Genomic DNA, 17369 nt, shown 5'->3' on the forward strand with positions numbered 1-17369 from the left:
GAAAAAACTACTAAAAAAATTGGTATCAATTTTTTAGTAGTTTTTATTTTTCAAGCATGAATATTCAGAAAATTGTATGAATTAAGAATGACGTTTGTTAAAATGTAAACGTATACACTTTTAAAGGGGGCGAAATGTATGAATAAACGTGATAATAAGTTTACGAATCAACTTTGGAAAGAAAGTGGACGTACGAAAGAAATGTTAAAGTTCTTTTCAACGGATGCATTAAAAAATCAAAATAAACCAGATCCTGAATTGAAAGCTTACAATACCGCACAACTTATCGGATTAATATTAGGTCCATTACTATTTTTAGTTGTGTTATTATTTTTCAAAGCAGATGGACTGAGTCAAAATGGTGTCTACGTTATGGCTGCCACTTTATGGATTGCCGTATGGTGGATTACTGAAGCTATACCAATTCCAGCAACAAGTTTAATGCCTTTATTCCTTTTCCCGTTAGGCGGAATTATGGATAGCGCGACAGTTTCAAGTGCATATGGAGATGATATTGTATTCCTATTCTTAGGTGGTTTCATTATTGCAGTTGCGATGGAAAGATGGAATTTACATACAAGAATTGCACTCGTCATTATTAAAAGTATTGGTACGAGTACAGGTAGAATTTTATTAGGATTTATGATTGCAACGGGTGCTTTATCGATGTTTGTTTCAAACACAGCAGCCGTAATGATCATGATTCCAATCGGTATGGCAATTATTAAAGAAGCAAATGAATTAACAGCAGAAGGTGATGGGCACCACAACTTATCACAATTTGAAAAATCACTCGTACTTGGTATTGGTTATGCAGGTACAATCGGAGGATTGGGAACTTTAATTGGGACACCGCCTCTTATTATTTTGAAAGGTCAATACGAGAAGATTTTCGGAGAAGAAATTGGATTCGGTCAATGGATGGTTATGGGTGTACCTACAGTCATTATCATACTCGCGATAACTTGGGCATATTTAAATTTTGTAGTATTTAAACATGACATGAAAGAACTTCCAGGTGGGAAAGAAATTATTACAAGAGAGTTAAAGTCTTTAGGTAAGACGACTTATGAAGAAAAAGTTGTATTCACACTATTCTGTTTAGCTGCATTTTTATGGGTATCTAGAGAATTCTTATTAGCACAATTACCTTTTACAGAATTAGTTAAAGATGGCACAATTTCAATGTTTATCGCTGTTATACTTTTCTTAATTCCAGCAAAACGCAAATTTGCTAGAATTCTTGATTGGTCAATTGCTAAAGATTTACCGTGGGGCATTTTATTACTATTTGGTGGTGGTTTAGCAGTAGCTTCTGCCATTACAGAAAGTGGATTAGATAAATGGATGGGTAAACAAATTTCAGGATTAGATGGCGTCAATATCATCTTAATTATAGGAATTGTTACGCTGTTTGTATTATTCTTAACAGAAATTACATCTAATACTGCAACAGCTACAATGATCTTACCAATTTTAGCTACAATTGCAGTTGGTATTCATGTACATCCACTAGCATTAATGATTCCAGCAGCAATGGCTGCAAACTGTGCATTTATGTTACCAGTCGGTACACCACCAAATGCGATTGTGTTTGGTACAGACAAAGTAACAATCCGAGAAATGGCGACAGCCGGATTTTGGTTAAACTTAATCAGCTGTGTAATTATCGTCGGATTTGTATGGTTCATGGTTCCGTGGTTATTTGGTATAGATTTAGTAGCAAGTAAATAATTGAAATAAAATTAAAAAAGCAATGCTTGGATGTTGATCCAAGCATTGCTTTATGTTGTATTTTAATCCATAAATAGTTTAATAAATATATATCCGACAATGATAATGGCTAACATAATGACGATCGGTAACAATAATGAAAGTGACATAAAATCTCTCCTTTGTCTTTAACGCTTAATAAGATTATACTAAATTATATACGATTTAAAAAATGATTAAAATCTGTTGATGGAGTGTTTATTCAATGATACCAAAAATTACGACATTTTTAATGTTTAACGGTGAAGCTGAAGAAGCGATTAATTTTTATACGTCTATTTTTAAAGATAGTGAAATTTTAACAATGGTTAAGTATGGTGAAGAGGGACCTGGTGAACCTGGGACTGTTCAACATTCTATATTTAAAATAAATGGACAAATATTTATGGGAATCGATCAAACGAATGGTGTTGAAATTGAGATGAATCCTGCAATGTCATTATATGTAACGTGTGAATCAGCAATGGAAATGGAACATTTATATTCAAAACTTAAATCGGGTGGCGCGATTCTTATGCCGAAAACAGAATTACCACCAACATTTAGAGAGTTTGCATGGGTTCAAGATAAATTTGGCGTGAACTTCCAACTTGCTTTACCTGAACAACAGTCATAAATGCAATATATAAAAGAAAAACTTTCATAACTGAAAAGCCTTTGAAAATGATTTCTGGCCAATCGAGTTATGAAAGTTTTTGTTATTTTTTAAGTAATTTTTTAATATCGTCATAATCAGTTGTGACATAAAGTGTTGTTTGACTGTCGTAAGTGACAAATCCCGGTTTAGCACCACTCGGTTTGTGGACATTCTTTATAGCAGTGTAGTCAACTGGGATTTGACCTGATTGACTTGCTTTAGAATAATACCCAGCAATCATTGCCGCTTCTTCGATTGTTTTTTGCGTTGGTTCGTCTTCTTGTATGACAACATGTGAACCTGGAATATCTTTCGTATGGAACCATAATTGATTTTTTCTTGCGACACGATGTGTTAAGTAATCGTTTTGTTTATTATTTTTACCTAATAAAATCGTTTGACCATCTGTAGAAATAAATGTCGTTAACGTAATTTTGTTAGAATTTTTCTTTTTCTTATTTTTACGTTTCTTAACAAAACCTTGATCTTCTAATTCTTCTCTAATGTCATCAATATCATCAACAGAAATATGGGCAAGTTGTTGTTCTAATGATTCGAAATATAAGATATTAGATTGTGTCAATTTGATTTGTTTATCTAATTCTATTTCACGTGTCTTAAGTCTGTTATATTGTTTGTAATAATATTGAGCATTCATTGAAGGTGATTTTGTTGGATTTAAAGGTATCGTAACAGGCTCATTGTTATAATAATTAATAGTTTCTAACGATTTGTCACCTTGTTTAATTTGATACATATTCGCCGTTATTAATTCTCCAAATAATTGTTGCTCATCTTTGTTACGAGCCGCTTCTCGCTCATTAATTAATTTCTCTAGTTTATGGCGATTTTTTTGAAGATGTTGGTCGACAATTTTAACTAAATCTAATGCACGTTGCTTAACGCGTTCTCTTTCACCACGTGATTCATAAAATCTATCTAAACATTCATGTAAATTATCAAAGGACATATAGTCATTTCCGTAAGAATGTAACGGCATAAAATAGAAAATTTCTTTGCCAGTCGAATCATCACTATAAATAACAGGATTAGGTGATTGTTGAACTTCATCCATTACTTCATTAAAAGCTTCCACTAATGTTTCTTGATTCATAAATGGACGTCTAGATGTAATCTCTTTCGTTATAAGTGGACTAAAACCTTCAAATTGTTGAAGGAGCTGTCGGTCAATTTTACCCGAATTAAAATCAATATATTTATTAATATCATCCACTTCGAAAGGATTTAATTTCTTAACAGTAGGTGGATATTCATATTTGAAACCTGGCATAATTGTACGAGCAGTATTAGTATTAGGTGTATGATGTTTAAAGCCGTCGATAATTTTACGGTCGCCATCAATTAAAATGATATTACTATGTCTACCCATAATTTCTAATACGATTGTTCGTTTTCTTAAATCACCAATTTCATCTCGAGAATGAACATCGATTTCTACTAAACGGTCATTACCAATTTGAGTAATACTTTGAATAATGCCGCCATCTAAATGTTTACGTAGCACTCTAAGAAACATTGGTGGGTCGAAAGGATTATCAAATTTTTCAGCAGTTAAGTGAAAACGACTGAAATTTGCATGTGTTGATAATAGTAATTGTTTATTTTTTCGTTCACTTCGAATTGTTAATATAATTGTGTCATTACTAGGTTCAGCAATTTTATGAATTCGCCCAGTTACGAGCGATTGTATATCTTCAACGATCTTTCTAGTAAATAAGCCATCAAAAGCCATTTGCATTCACACCTTTATCAAAAGTCAATTTATTGTAACATGTAAGGGATTAAATGAGTATAATTCTGTTTAATCTTTAAACGTCTCTAGCCATATAGAATTGAAATATGGTAAGATATAAAAAAACAAAATGATAATAAATCGTTAGTATTCATTAGGAAAGGTCGTTTGACATGAACATAGAAAAAGGGTTACTGATAGTGCTCTCTGGCCCATCTGGAGTTGGTAAAGGAACAGTACGTAAATCAATATTTGATGATCCGAGTACGGATTTTAAATATTCTATCTCTATGACTACTCGAAACATGCGTGAAGGAGAAACGGATGGCGTAGATTATTTCTTTAAATCAAGAGAAGAATTTGAAGCTTTAATTGCTGATGACCAATTTATAGAGTATGCTGAGTATGTTGGTAATTACTATGGTACGCCAGTACAATACGTAAGAGATACGATGGATAACGGTTATGATGTATTTTTAGAAATAGAAGTAGAAGGTGCGAAACAGGTTAGAAAGAAATTCCCTGAAGCATTATTTATTTTCTTAGCACCACCGAGTCTTGAACATTTGAAAGAAAGACTTGTCGGTCGCGGAACTGAATCAGATGAAATCATCCAGAACCGAATTCTTGAAGCGCGTAAAGAAGTTGAAATGATGAACCTTTACGATTATGTTGTTGTAAACGATGAAGTTGAATTAGCGAAAGAGCGTATTCAAGCCATCGTAGAAGCTGAACACTTAAAAAGAGAACGTGTTGAAGCACGTTACAGAAAAATGATATTGGAGGCAAAAAAATAATGTTATACCCACCACAAAACGAATTAAAAGACAGCATCAATTCTAAATATTTAGTTGTAACAACTGCAGCTAAGAGAGCACGTGAACTACAAGAACACCCTGACAGTTTATTATTAGATGAATATCGTTCACTAAAAAATGTAGGTCAAGCACTAGAAGAAATAGCAGCTCATAAAGTATATGCTAAATTAGAAGACTAATCATTTGAATTAACGAAAGACCTTTTATGTTTGGACGACCAATCCATACATGAAAGGTCTTTTTATTGAATATGGATATTGTAATTTAGATTCATGACAGTCTTTTTTAAAGAATGTATAATAAGTATAAAGTTTAAGAATCGAATTAATCGGAGGAGTACACAAATGAAGAATATACTTCTAGCTGTAACTGGAGGAATAGCTGCCTATAAAGCTATAGATTTAACGAGCAAATTAACACAAAGCGGCTATCAAGTGCGCGTCATGTTAACTGAACATGCGAAACAGTTTGTGACACCATTGGCATTTCAAGCTATCAGTCGCAATCACGTTTATACAGATACTTTTGACGAAAAAGATGTCAGTGAAATTCAACATATTACATTAGCTGACTGGGCTGATGCAGTCATTGTTGCGCCTGCAACAGCTAATACAATTAGTAAATTAGCGAATGGCTTAGCAGATAACATGGTGACTTCAACATTACTCGCTACGACTGCTCCTGTTTTTATCGCACCAGCAATGAATGTTCATATGCTTGAACATCCTTCTACCGTTGAAAATATGTCTCGTTTAAGAAATTATGGTTATAAATTCATCGAGCCTGGGGAAGGTTATTTAGCTTGTGGTTATGTTGCAAGAGGTAGAATGGAAGAACCGATTACCATTTTGACAATTATTGATGATTATTTTAAAGAACAAGCTCAACCACAAACATTTGCTTTAAAAGGTAAAAACGTACTTGTAACTGCTGGACCAACAGTTGAAAAAGTAGATGCTGTACGCTATTTTACAAATCGTTCAAGTGGAAAGATGGGTTATGCATTAGCTGAAGCTGCAAGAGATTTAGGGGCGAACGTTACATTGGTAAGTGGAGAGACAAATTTAACGCAACCTGTTGGCGTAGAATTTGTTCAAGTAACAAGTGCTGAAGATATGTTCCAAGCTGTTAAATCACGTATGAATGATATGGACATGATTATTAAAGCAGCAGCAGTCGCTGATTACACACCGGTTGAAACTTCTGAACATAAAATGAAAAAGAAAGATGGCGACTTACAGCTTACATTTAAAAGAACGACAGACATCCTTAAATATTTAGGGGAACATAAAGATAAGCAATATTTAGTTGGATTTGCTGCTGAAACAGATAATGTCGAAGAATATGCAATGGGTAAATTGAAAAAGAAAAATGCAGACGTCATTGTTGCCAATCACGTTGCGAATGAGACAATTGGTTTTAGATCTTCAGATAATGAAGTAGATATGTATTTTGCAAATGGTGATAAAGTACCAATTGCTAAAGCTTCTAAACAACAAGTGGCCATCAAAATTTTAAATGAAATTACTAGTAGGTGGGAAGATTGATTGCAAATGTAGTCGTAGATATTCCAGCTAAAAATGTCGACAAAATATTTGATTATTTAATTCCGCAAGATATTGAAGATATCGTCAAAGTCGGTGTTAGAGTTGAAGTGCCTTTTGGTCCACGTAAAATTCAAGGATTTGTCATAGGCATAAGTGAAGAATTAACAAGTGAAATTGATCAGTCAAAATTAAAATCAATCATTCGTGTTAAAGATTTTAAACCAGAGTTAACAGCGGAACTCATTGAACTGAGTGAATGGATGTCTAACTTTCATTTAGTTAAGCGTATTTCAGCTTTAGAAATTATGTTACCGAGTGCTGTCAAAGCTAAATATCAAAAAGTATATTGTGTTGCTGATCCAGAAGGGATTCCTGCACAATATTTAAATCATTTTAATAAAGAAGGTATTTTAACATTTGAACAAGCGCAACAACTTCAAATTGTTTCTATTTTAGAAGACTTTGTAGAAAATGAGGCAATTATAAAAGACACAATTGTAGGTCAACAACTCACAAGAAAATATGTAACTTGCGTAAGAATCGTCCCTACAGATCGATTAGATGAGATTTTGATGTCATTGAGTAAAAAAGAAAAACAACTCGATGTCATGAACTATTTAATTGAACATAGACGAGAAGATGTCATGCTCAGAACATTAAAAGAAGAAGGGTTCTCAGAATCGAGTATCAATACGCTTGTTAAAAATCAAATATTAGAAAAATACGATGGCATTATGAATAGAGATCCGTATGAGCATCGCATTTTTGAAAAAGAACATAATAAAGCATTGACTGAGGCGCAACATGAAGCTTTTACACAGATTGATGAAGCGGTTCGAAATAATGAATCGAAGACGTTTCTTTTACATGGTGTGACGGGTTCAGGAAAAACAGAAGTATATTTACAAACTATTGAGAATGTACTCAAAAAAGGCGAACAGGCAATTATGCTTGTGCCTGAAATTGCATTAACACCGCAAATGGTTAACCGATTTAAAGCGCGCTTTGGTGATGAAGTAGCTGTATTACATTCCGGTTTATCTAAAGGTGAAAAATACGATGAATGGCAAAAAATAAGAGATGGTAAAGCAAGTGTTTCAGTCGGTGCAAGATCAAGTGTCTTTGCACCATTTGAAAAATTAGGTCTTATTATCATTGACGAAGAGCATGAAGCAACTTATAAGCAAGAAGATTATCCGAGATATCATGCAAGAGAAATCGCGATATGGAGAAGTGAATATCACAAATGCCCAGTCGTATTAGGATCTGCTACACCAAGTCTAGAAACTTTTGCACGTGCAGAGAAAAATGTTTATCAATATTTAGGATTACCAGATCGTGTAAATCAACAGAAAATGCCTGAAATTGAACTTATTGATATGAGGGAAGAACTTCAAGAAGGTAATCGTTCGATGTTCTCTAATGACCTTACAAAAGCCATTCAAGATCGCATTGATAAAGGTGAACAAATTGTATTGTTCTTAAATAGAAGAGGACATTCATCATTTGTATTATGTAGAGATTGCGGGCATGTGCCACAATGTCCAAATTGTGATATCTCGCTTACATATCACAAAACACATGATGATTTAAAATGTCATTATTGTGGATACAGTGAACCTATGCCTCAAAGATGTCCAAGTTGTGAAAGTGAACATATACGACAAATGGGTGTTGGCACGCAGAAAGTAGAAGAAATTATATACGACACATTCGACCGCGCTAAAGTCATTAGAATGGATGTCGATACCACTTCGAAAAAAGGTGCCCACGAAAAATTATTAACAGCTTTTGGAAACCAAGAAGCTAATATTTTGTTAGGGACCCAGATGATTGCTAAAGGACTGGACTTTGAAAATATTACATTAGTAGGCGTACTTAATGCAGATACGATGTTAAACTTGCCAGATTTCAGATCAAGTGAAAAGACATTCCAATTATTAACTCAAGTTGCAGGTAGAGCAGGTCGACATGAGAAACAAGGCGAAGTCATGATTCAAACATATAACCCGGATCATTACGCAATCTTAGATGTTACAAGCAATGACTATATGTCCTTTTATCAAAAAGAAATGAAATTTAGACAGATTGGTAAGTACCCACCTTATTATTATCTTGTGAATTTGACTATTAGTCATACCGATATTAAAAAAGTATTAAAAGCATCCAAGCATATACATGGTATATTGTTGCAACACGTTACAACACAATCCTTTGTATTAGGACCATCACCAAGCCCGTTGTCACGTATTAATAATAGACATCGATTCCAAATATTAATTAAATTTAAGAACGAACCAGATTTATTAACAGCCTTACAATATTTAGATGATTATTATCACGAACAATACTTAAAAGATAAACTATCACTAGAAATAGATATTAATCCGCAAATGATGATGTAAATAGAAAGAAACCCGTGAAATGTGATGATTTCACGGGTTTTTCATATGAAGAGAGTGAATTCTAGTTCTCTTTTCTAATTTTACTGATATGAATATCTCTTGAAATTGCAATCAACGGACGAATAAGCATTTGGAAACTCCCAATTACAAATAGAACAGTTCCTGCAAAAGTAGTCGACTCATTAAAAAATAGAAAACTACCCGTTATAAATATCATCGCAAGAATGATATCGTTAATTTGATATAGAAATTTATAAAAAGTAACAACCTTAACATCAATATTGAATATGGTGAATTCCAATTCATTTTTATTTTTAGTGTGCATAATCCTCATCTCAAGTTGATAATATCAATAAATAGATTAAATTCAAGAGATTGATGTATGTGGGGGGAGAAGTACTGACCCCGTTATTAGCAGTTTTGGTCAAAGGTGCAAATACTGATGCCGTTATTAGCAGTTCTGGCCAAAGGTGCAAATACTGACCTCGTTATTAGCAGTTTTGGCCAAAGGTGCAAATACTGACCCCGTTATTAGCAGTTTTGGCCAAAGGTGCAAATACTGACCCCGTTATTAGCAGTTTTGGCCAAAGGTGCAAATACTGATACCGTTATTAGCAGTTCTGGTCCAAGGTGCAAATACTGACCTCGTTATTAGCAGTTCTGGCTAAAAGTGCAAATACTGATGCCGTTATTAGCAGTTTTGGCTAAAAGTGCAAATACTGACCCTGTTATTAGCAGTTCTGGCTAAAAGTGCAAATAGCAAACACCACACTAGTTTATTTAGGGGAAAATTTTCTATTTCTTTTCTTCTCTGATTTGAAATACTTGTTACAAACACGGCCAATTGTATATTGCTTCACCGGATAACACCACTGGATGGCTTCATCAAATGTGAAGCCGTCTCTTTTTAAATAATAGAGTTCTTTCAAATTGTACAGGACGATTTCTTCGGATTTGATCTTAGAGTAACAGTATGTGCAGTTATAGTAGATTTTACTTTCTACTATATTGATAGTGTGCATTTTTCTACAGCTCGGACATTTAATACCAGCTAAACTGAGATCGAAATATGGTGTGATTTCTTTTTGATAATAAGTGGAGTGAATTTTCTTGTGTTGTAATAAAAAGTTTAATATTGCGGGGTTAAACTTTGATGTATAAGATTGTAAAATTTCTTTGATTTGATTTAACTGATTGAAGTAGATGATATTCTGATTATGTGGCCAGTTTCCAACTGGTATAAAATGAGGGTTCGTAAAAATGATATAAGGCTGAATATCTATATGTATACCATTTTGATGCAGTAATTTTTCTAATTCAGATTTCATAAATTGAGTTTGTTTAATGGGGGATTTCGTAGTGAGTCCGTAACTATTTTTTAAGTAATCTTGTTCGAAGTGCCACTCATCTCTATAATGTTTAATTTCAAATAAGAAAAGTGTATTGTCTGTTGCGACTAAATAATCAATTTGGACATGATGTTGATTACCGAATTCGAAGTTATAAATATAGGTGACATTTGGTATCGTGTTTAAAAACGATTTGAAATACCGTTCTCCTTCTTTACCATTGTAATAAGTTAGAAGATTATTCCTCTCATCTTTCGATAAAATCTTCCGTGATTCAAGTGCGAGTAAATATTGATAGTAATCGGATGCGTTCATATAGGACTCCTTTTTGTTATTTATTGGTAATTCAATTTTACTTCGTTTACTCAAAAATTTCTATCAAATCAATATAAGCGACTGTAGATGAATTTTCTCTGTCGCTTTTTATATTGATTTACGTTATAATTATACGATGAGTTTTTAAAAAGGAGCGATAGATATGGCTGTAAAACCACTTGTTACGGTACCAAATCCAATATTAAATAGAGAAGTTAAAGATGTTGTGACTTTTGATGAGTCTTTAAAAACATTAATTGCTGATTTAGAGGATACAATGTTTGAAAATGATGGGGTGGGTATAGCTGCACCTCAAATTGGCGTTGATCTTAAAGTTGCGATTGTAGATATGGAGCAAGAAGGTATTTTGCAGCTGATCAATCCAACGATTGTTTCTCAATCTGAAGAAACTGAAGCTGATGTAGAAGGTTGTCTCAGCGTACCTGGTGTCTTTGGGGAAGTGAACAGAAGTAAAATGATTGTTGTGAAAAGTAATGATTTAAATGGTAATGAAGTTGAACTAACTGCGTATGATGATATTGCGCGTATTATTTTACATGAAGTAGATCATTTATATGGTGAGTTATTCACGGATAAGATGACAAGAGAAATTAGCGAAGAAGAACTAGAGGAGATGTATAAGGATGAGTAAAATTGTATTTATGGGTACACCAGATTTTTCTACAGGCATTCTTGAAATGTTAATCGAAGAACATGAAGTGATTGCAGTTGTTACTCAACCGGATCGTCCAGTAGGTAGAAAAAAAGTACTGACACCACCTCCTGTTAAAAAAGTAGCAGTTGAACACAATATTCCAGTATATCAACCTGAAAAATTAAATCATTCACCAGAATTAGAAGAGATTATTAATTTACAACCTGATTTGATCGTAACTGCAGCATTTGGACAGCTATTACCAAAATCATTATTAGATGCGCCAAAATACAAAGCAGTCAATGTGCATGCTTCATTGCTGCCTAAATATCGCGGTGGTGCTCCGATTCATTATGCAGTTATGAATGGTGAGAAGAAGACTGGCGTAACAATTATGTATATGGCAGAAAAATTAGATGCAGGTAATATTATTAGCCAAGATGAAATCGACATTAAAGAGAACGACACAGTAGGAGATGTTCATGATCAACTAGCAGTACTCGGTACAGCATTATTGAAACGAACTTTACCTACTATTTTTAATGGAACAAATGATAGCATTCCTCAAGATGAATCTCTAGTAAGTTTCGCTTCTAATATTTCAAGAGAAGATGAAAGAATTGACTGGACACAAGATGCTGAATCAATTCATAACCATATTAGAGGATTATCACCTTGGCCAGTTGCATATACAACGATGAATGATAAAAATATGAAATTGTGGCGCAGTGAAATAGTAAGAAATGTTAAAGGTAATCCAGGAGAAATTGTTGAAACAACTAAATCAGCTATTATAGTAGCAACAGGCAGTGAAGATGGTGTTGCTTTAACTGAAATACAATTAGCAGGTAAAAAACGAGTGCAAGCACGAGATTATTTAAGCGGATTACAATCAAAAATTGATGGGACTAAATTAATATGATGAAAAATAATGTAAGAAACGTTGCATTAACGATTCTAGATGATGTACTAACAGGTGAAGCATATAGTAATCTACAACTTAATGAAGCGATAAAAAACGAAGCCGTATCTAAAAAAGATGTTGGATTATTAACGGAACTTGTATATGGTACTTTACAAAGAAAAATCACTTTAGAATATTTAATTGAGCCTTTTATTAAGACGAAGTTAAAAGGTTGGATGAAACGTCTATTAATTATGAGTGCATATCAATATGTATATTTAGATAAAGTCCCAAATCATGCGATTATCAATGAAGCTGTCAATATTGCTAAAGTACGCGGTGATTTACACAATAGTAAAGCAATTAATGCAATTCTTAGAAATTTCATGTCTGCACCATTAAGAACATTAGATGAAATCAAACATGATGATAAGAAATTATCAATAGAAGGTAGTGTACCTTTATGGTTAACGAAACATTGGATTACGCATTTCGGATATGAAAAGACAAGAGAAATGTGTTTACTAAGTTTAACACCGCCAGATACAACAGTGAGAGTAAATACAACACGTATATCTGTTGAAGATGCAGTTGAAAGATTACAAAGTAATGGTTATACTGTCGAAATAGATAAAGACATAGAAAGATGTTTACATGTTAAAGGTGAAGCTATTGTAAATGATAGACTGTTTAAAGATGGTTTATTATCAGTACAAGATAAGAGTTCAATGTTTGTAGCAGAAATTTTGAATCCGAAACCGAATAGCACAGTGTTAGATACATGTAGTGCACCAGGTGGTAAGACTTGTCATATCGCTGAAATCATGAATCAAACAGGTCATGTTGATGCGTTTGACATTCACCCACATAAAATAGATTTAATTGATTTTAATATTAAAAAATTAAGACTAAAAAATGTAACAGCAGCTGTACACGATGCAACTCAGCCTTTTGATCAAACATATGATTACATCCTTGTAGATGCACCGTGTAGTGGATTTGGTGTCATGAGAAGAAAGCCTGAAATTAAATATGACAAGACGTCAAAAGATGTTGAATCATTATGGCACTTACAATTAGAAATCCTTGAAAATGCGAGTAAATCTCTTGCACCTAATGGAGAATTAGTGTACTCAACTTGTACAATTGAACAAATGGAAAATGAAAATGTTGTTTATTCATTCTTAAAAGCAAATCCAGAATTTGAATTCGCACCATTTATAGATCCGAGAACAAATCAAGAAACTAAAACATTACAGCTACTACCTCAAGATTATAATTCAGATGGTTTCTTTATTACTAAAATTAAGAGAAAGGAAAGTTAATATGCCAGCGATACAGAAAAAACGCAATAAATTTATGCCAAACTTCGAAAGACCTTCAATATATTCATTACAATTAGGAGAATTAGAAGATTGGTTGATCGATCAATCAGAACCAAAGTTTAGAGCTAAACAAATTTTTGATTGGTTATATGTTAAAAGAGTAGATGCTTTTAGCGAAATGACAAATCTTTCAAAAGAATTGAGAGAAAAGCTTGTACAATCATTTGAAATTACAACGTTAGAAGTAGCTGTTAAACAAGAAAGTAAAGATGGAACAATCAAGTTTCTTTTTGAATTACAAGATGGATACACGATTGAAACAGTATTAATGAGACATGAATATGGGAATTCAGTTTGTGTGACAACTCAAGTAGGTTGTCGTATAGGTTGTACGTTCTGTGCCTCATCAATCGGTGGTTTGAAACGTAACCTTGAAGCGGGTGAAATTGTTGCGCAAGTATTAACAGTTCAAAAAGCTTTAGATGCTACGGATGAGCGTGTCAGTCAAGTCGTTATTATGGGTATTGGTGAACCATTTGAGAACTATGATGAAATGATGGGATTCTTAAAAATCATTAATCATGATAAAGGTTTAAACATCGGAGCACGTCATATTACAGTGTCTACATCAGGAATTGTCCCTAAAATTTATGATTTTGCTGATGAGTCACTACAAATAAACTTCGCATTAAGTTTACACGCTGCTGATAATGAAACACGTTCTAGATTGATGCCTATTAACAGAGCTTATGATTTAGATAAATTAATGGAAGCTATTGAATACTATGTCAATAAAACGAATAGAAGAATCACATTTGAATATGGTTTATTCGGAGGCGTGAATGACCAAGTTCATCATGCAAAAGCATTGGCAAAATTAATTAAACATTTAAACTGTCACGTGAACTTAATTCCAGTTAACCACGTACCAGAACGTGATTATGTAAAAACATCAAAAGAAGATATCTTTAAATTCGAAAAAGAATTAAAAAGAAACGGGATAAATGCTACAATAAGACGTAATCAAGGTGCAGATATTGATGCTGCATGTGGACAACTAAGAGCAAAAGAGCGAAAAGAAGAAACGAGGTAACAAATCATGGAAGCACGGTTTTTTACAGATGTCGGTCAATTTCGAGAACAAAATGAAGATGCAGGTGGAATCTATACAAATCAAACAGGTCAAGTTTTATTAGTGATTTGTGATGGTATGGGCGGACATGCTGCAGGTGAAGTTGCAAGTCAATTTGTGAATGATTCACTTAAAGCTAGATTCGAAGATGAAAATTATATTGAATATGATCATGCTGAAGATTGGTTGCAATCTAACTTAGCTGATATAAACAGACAATTATATAACGAGTCTATGAACAATGAGATGTATAGAGGCATGGGTACAACTTGTGTTTGTGCTCTAGTCTATGAAAAAGACATCGTTGTAGCTAATATAGGTGATTCACGTGCTTATTTGATGAACAGTCGTGAAATGATGCAATTAACAAATGATCATACATTTGTTAATCATCTTGTTACGATTGGGGAAATTACGAAAGAAGAAGCTTTCACGCATCCTCAAAGAAACATTATTACAAAAGTTATGGGAACAGATAAACGTGTTAACCCAGATATTTTTTACTACAATACAAAATTTTATGATTATTTACTTTTAAATTCAGATGGCTTAACAGATTACTTACATGAAGATGACGTTCAACAAATTGTGATGTCTCATAAAGGTACGGTTGAGGATATTGGTGAAACGCTTATCGAAGAAACAATCGAAGTCGAAGGTAAAGATAATATTTCGTTAATATTATATCCATTTGAAGGTGGAAAAATATGATAGGTCGCATAATCGCCGGTCGCTATGAATTTGTGAAGTATCTTGGTGGCGGTGGTATGAGTAACGTCTATTTAGCGAAAGATAAGATCTTGAACCGTGATGTAGCAGTGAAAGTAATCAACATACCGCCTTATGAAAAAGAAAAAGCCGTTGAACGTTTCGAAAGAGAAGTTCAAAATACGACGATTTTAAGTCATAGTAACGTTGTGAATGTACTAGATGTAGAAGAAGATGATAATTGTTATTACCTTGTTATGGAATACATAGAAGGACCAACATTAAAGGAATATCTATGTAAAGAAGGTAAGTTATCTGCAGATGAAGCGGTTGAAATGACCCTTCAAATCTTAAAAGGTATCGCACATGCACACCATCATCGAATTATTCATCGAGATATTAAACCGCAAAACATTCTCATGACTAAAAATGGGACGTTAAAAATATTAGACTTTGGTATCGCAAGGGCATTAAGTGAAACAGCTCTAACTGAAACGAATCATGTTATGGGTTCTGTTCAATATTTATCTCCTGAACAAGCTAAAGGTCAATCAACAGATGAATCATCAGATATTTATTCTATTGGTATTGTATTGTATGAATTATTAACAGGACACCCGCCATTTAATGGGGAAACGCCTGTAAGTGTTGCCATTAAACATATTCAAGAAGAGTTGCCATCTATTAGAAAAGAACGACCATCTATACCTCAAAGTATAGAAAATGTCATTATGAAAGCAACGCGTAAAGAAAAGTCACTCAGGTACCGTGATACAAATGAAATGTATTATGACCTTTTAACAGCATTGGATGATGAACGTAAAGATGAATTACCTAGGTATGATTCTAATTCAGATACTAAAACAATGCCCGTTATAAAAGCAGATGAAGAAGAAAGTGATACAAAGACTGTTCCAATTGCAACGACTCAACAAGATGCTAATGCACAACAACAAAATACGGAAACAAATAAGCCTAAACGTAAACGAAATAAATGGTTAATCGTTTTTGTGCCTATTTTACTATTATGTATGTTAGTAGGTGCAATCGGTTTTGCCTTAACGGCTCCTAAATATGTAGATGTGCCTAATTTATTAGGTAAATCACGTGGTGAAGCCTTAGCTTTAATAGATGAAAAAGGTTTAAGTAAAGGCAAAATAACAGAAGCCTATAGTAATAGCTTTAAAGAAGGCGAAGTTATGAAAGTAACACCTAAAGTTGGTAGTAAAGTTAAAGAAATGACTAAAGTTGATTTAGTGATATCACAAGGTGTTAAGACGTTTACCGTGGAAGATTATGTTGGAAAATCAGCAGACAAAACGAAAAAGCAATTAGAAAAACAAGGCTTTGAATCTGTCCGTATAAAAGAACAGTACGATAAAGCGGCGAATGGTACAGTGATTAATCAAAATATCGAACCAGGTTCTAAAGTCGTACCTAAAGATACGATGATTATTTTGACTAAATCAATCGGCGTGAAACAAGAATACGTTAAAGATTATACGGGTGAAGAAATCAGTAAAGCGACATCTGAACTTGAAGCGCTTGGATTTAAAGTAGAACAATCTGAAGTTGAAAGTGATGAACCAGCAGATACAATCGTCAAACAATCATTTAAAGATGGACAATTACCAGTCGAATCAACGATTTACTTTGATGTATCTAAAGGTGAAGATAAAGACTCTGACTCAGATAAATCAGATGACAAAGATAAAAAAGATGACAACAATGATAATGCAAGAGATAAAACATATACACAATCCGTTTATATACCATTTACAGGATCAGATAGTAAAAAAGGTCAAAAAGTAGAAATCTTTGTTAAAGATAAATCAAATGATATTAAAAAAGTTGCAGATTCCTTTACGATTAAAAAAGATACAACAAGAAGCATAAATTTCACGATTCCAAAAGGCGAATCAGCTGAATATCGCGTTGAAGTAGATGGTAAAGAAATTGAAAGTAACACAATTGATTACGATGATTTCTAAATATATGAAAAGTATATAGCTATATAAGAGACTGAAACATTAACCAGTGTTTCAGTC

Annotated in this window: 15 protein-coding genes; 12 read left to right on the top strand and 3 right to left on the bottom strand. The window is 33.4% G+C overall.

The features are described from left to right. The first annotated feature begins 201 nt into the window (after positions 1-201). Positions 202-1734: an SLC13 family permease gene (locus tag LQ679_RS07100; RefSeq protein WP_239762367.1), complete on the top strand. Its 1533-nt coding sequence runs from the start codon at positions 202-204 to the stop codon at positions 1732-1734. Between the two features lie 244 nt (positions 1735-1978). Further along, positions 1979-2389: a VOC family protein gene (locus LQ679_RS07105; RefSeq protein WP_048542477.1), complete on the top strand. Its 411-nt coding sequence runs from the start codon at positions 1979-1981 to the stop codon at positions 2387-2389. Positions 2390-2471: 82 nt separating this feature from the next. On the opposite strand, the gene LQ679_RS07110 is transcribed toward LQ679_RS07105, so the two are convergent. Beyond that, positions 2472-4163, bottom strand: coding sequence for an Rqc2 family fibronectin-binding protein (locus LQ679_RS07110; RefSeq protein WP_191836230.1), 1692 nt, complete (start codon positions 4161-4163; stop codon positions 2472-2474). Between the two features lie 173 nt (positions 4164-4336). On the opposite strand from LQ679_RS07110, the gene gmk reads away from it, so the two are divergent. The 4 genes from gmk (at position 4337) to priA (ending at position 8933) form a co-directional block, all read left to right on the top strand. Beyond that, entirely contained in the window at positions 4337-4960 is a 624-nt protein-coding gene (gene gmk, locus LQ679_RS07115; protein WP_025904573.1) for a guanylate kinase, read from the top strand. Next, positions 4960-5160 carry a DNA-directed RNA polymerase subunit omega gene (rpoZ, locus tag LQ679_RS07120; protein ID WP_016911048.1) on the top strand — a complete coding sequence of 67 codons (201 nt, stop codon included), beginning with the start codon at positions 4960-4962 and terminating at the stop codon, positions 5158-5160. The genes gmk and rpoZ overlap by 1 nt, the downstream gene beginning before the upstream one ends. Positions 5161-5325: 165 nt before the next feature. Further along, positions 5326-6528, top strand: coding sequence for a bifunctional phosphopantothenoylcysteine decarboxylase/phosphopantothenate--cysteine ligase CoaBC (gene coaBC, locus LQ679_RS07125; RefSeq protein WP_239762331.1), 1203 nt, complete (start codon positions 5326-5328; stop codon positions 6526-6528). Then, positions 6525-8933 carry a primosomal protein N' gene (gene priA, locus LQ679_RS07130; RefSeq protein ID WP_204168247.1) on the top strand — a complete coding sequence of 803 codons (2409 nt, stop codon included), beginning with the start codon at positions 6525-6527 and terminating at the stop codon, positions 8931-8933. Before coaBC ends, priA begins: the two co-directional genes overlap by 4 nt. Positions 8934-8994: 61 nt before the next feature. Here priA and LQ679_RS07135 read toward each other — a convergent pair whose 3' ends face one another. Both LQ679_RS07135 and LQ679_RS07140 read right to left on the bottom strand, forming a co-directional pair. Continuing rightward, entirely contained in the window at positions 8995-9258 is a 264-nt protein-coding gene (locus tag LQ679_RS07135; RefSeq protein WP_037587587.1) for a YrhK family protein, read from the bottom strand. 451 nt (positions 9259-9709) lie between these two features. Beyond that, a complete protein-coding gene (locus LQ679_RS07140; RefSeq protein WP_239762332.1) occupies positions 9710-10597 on the bottom strand; it encodes a nuclease-related domain-containing protein in 888 nt (295 codons plus the stop codon). A gap of 163 nt (positions 10598-10760) precedes the next feature. On the opposite strand from LQ679_RS07140, the gene def reads away from it, so the two are divergent. The 6 genes from def to pknB are packed head-to-tail and all read left to right on the top strand — an operon-like array spanning position 10761 to position 17312. After that, positions 10761-11249: a peptide deformylase gene (gene def / locus LQ679_RS07145; RefSeq protein WP_107565732.1), complete on the top strand. Its 489-nt coding sequence runs from the start codon at positions 10761-10763 to the stop codon at positions 11247-11249. Beyond that, a complete protein-coding gene (gene fmt, locus LQ679_RS07150) occupies positions 11242-12174 on the top strand; it encodes a methionyl-tRNA formyltransferase (RefSeq protein ID WP_037587594.1) in 933 nt (310 codons plus the stop codon). Before def ends, fmt begins: the two co-directional genes overlap by 8 nt. Next, on the top strand, positions 12171-13481 hold the full coding sequence (gene rsmB / locus LQ679_RS07155; RefSeq protein ID WP_204252919.1) for a 16S rRNA (cytosine(967)-C(5))-methyltransferase RsmB: 1311 nt from the start codon (positions 12171-12173) through the stop codon (positions 13479-13481). Before fmt ends, rsmB begins: the two co-directional genes overlap by 4 nt. A 1-nt stretch (position 13482) precedes the next feature. After that, positions 13483-14574: a dual-specificity RNA methyltransferase RlmN gene (rlmN, locus tag LQ679_RS07160; RefSeq protein ID WP_025904564.1), complete on the top strand. Its 1092-nt coding sequence runs from the start codon at positions 13483-13485 to the stop codon at positions 14572-14574. Positions 14575-14577: 3 nt separating this feature from the next. Beyond that, positions 14578-15324, top strand: a complete 747-nt coding sequence (locus tag LQ679_RS07165) for a Stp1/IreP family PP2C-type Ser/Thr phosphatase (protein ID WP_037587595.1) — start codon at positions 14578-14580, stop codon at positions 15322-15324. Beyond that, positions 15321-17312, top strand: coding sequence for a Stk1 family PASTA domain-containing Ser/Thr kinase (gene pknB / locus LQ679_RS07170; protein ID WP_239762333.1), 1992 nt, complete (start codon positions 15321-15323; stop codon positions 17310-17312). Before LQ679_RS07165 ends, pknB begins: the two co-directional genes overlap by 4 nt. Positions 17313-17369: the final 57 nt, after the last annotated feature.

Source organism: Mammaliicoccus sp. I-M35 (assembly GCF_022386455.1).
In the GTDB taxonomy this organism is placed as follows: domain Bacteria; phylum Bacillota; class Bacilli; order Staphylococcales; family Staphylococcaceae; genus Mammaliicoccus; species Mammaliicoccus sciuri_A.

Excerpts from the sequence above, each read along its gene's own strand:
- LQ679_RS07100 (WP_239762367.1), top strand. The coding sequence starts at position 202 with ATGTTAAAGTTCTTTTCAACGGATGCATTAAAAAATCAAAATAAACCA.
- LQ679_RS07105 (WP_048542477.1), top strand. The coding sequence starts at position 1,979 with ATGATACCAAAAATTACGACATTTTTAATGTTTAACGGTGAAGCTGAA.
- LQ679_RS07110 (WP_191836230.1), bottom strand. The coding sequence starts at position 4,163 with ATGGCTTTTGATGGCTTATTTACTAGAAAGATCGTTGAAGATATACAA.
- gmk (WP_025904573.1), top strand. The coding sequence starts at position 4,337 with ATGAACATAGAAAAAGGGTTACTGATAGTGCTCTCTGGCCCATCTGGA.
- rpoZ (WP_016911048.1), top strand. The coding sequence starts at position 4,960 with ATGTTATACCCACCACAAAACGAATTAAAAGACAGCATCAATTCTAAA.
- coaBC (WP_239762331.1), top strand. The coding sequence starts at position 5,326 with ATGAAGAATATACTTCTAGCTGTAACTGGAGGAATAGCTGCCTATAAA.
- LQ679_RS07135 (WP_037587587.1), bottom strand. The coding sequence starts at position 9,258 with ATGCACACTAAAAATAAAAATGAATTGGAATTCACCATATTCAATATT.
- LQ679_RS07140 (WP_239762332.1), bottom strand. The coding sequence starts at position 10,597 with ATGAACGCATCCGATTACTATCAATATTTACTCGCACTTGAATCACGG.
- def (WP_107565732.1), top strand. The coding sequence starts at position 10,761 with ATGGCTGTAAAACCACTTGTTACGGTACCAAATCCAATATTAAATAGA.
- fmt (WP_037587594.1), top strand. The coding sequence starts at position 11,242 with ATGAGTAAAATTGTATTTATGGGTACACCAGATTTTTCTACAGGCATT.
- rsmB (WP_204252919.1), top strand. The coding sequence starts at position 12,171 with ATGATGAAAAATAATGTAAGAAACGTTGCATTAACGATTCTAGATGAT.
- rlmN (WP_025904564.1), top strand. The coding sequence starts at position 13,483 with ATGCCAGCGATACAGAAAAAACGCAATAAATTTATGCCAAACTTCGAA.
- pknB (WP_239762333.1), top strand. The coding sequence starts at position 15,321 with ATGATAGGTCGCATAATCGCCGGTCGCTATGAATTTGTGAAGTATCTT.